This is a genomic window from Algibacter sp. TI.3.09 (genome assembly GCF_038154905.1).
Lineage (GTDB): Bacteria > Bacteroidota > Bacteroidia > Flavobacteriales > Flavobacteriaceae > Algibacter.
In genome coordinates this window covers 1-307 of record NZ_JBAKAN010000036.1, presented here as the reverse complement: position 1 = coordinate 307, position 307 = coordinate 1, and the positions used below count along the sequence as shown (strand labels likewise).

Here is a 307-nt window from a genome sequence, read left to right as displayed (position 1 = left end):
GTTACATCAACTTCACCTGTTAATCCATTTATAAAAAAAGTTTTCCAATCTGCTGTTCCAGCAACAGGTGTAGAAACCAAAGGTCCAACAATTGGCCCATTTCCATCGGTTACGCTTATATTTCCATCAGGAGTTGAAGTCGATGCTAAAATTGTTAAAGCAGATTCATTTGAATTAACACCAGCAATACGATGTATACGTGAAACTTCATCTAAAATATTTGGCAATAGACAATTTACGGGCGCTATAAAATTCATACCTAAATGTTGTCTTCCAGACAAACCAGATAAACATTGATATGCATAAG

The 307-nt window shown here is 35.2% G+C and carries 1 pseudogene; it reads right to left on the bottom strand.

Features of this window, described 5'->3' with window-relative positions:
- Positions 1-307, bottom strand: a pseudogene (locus V6246_RS18220) (DUF11 domain-containing protein); the annotation flags it as partial.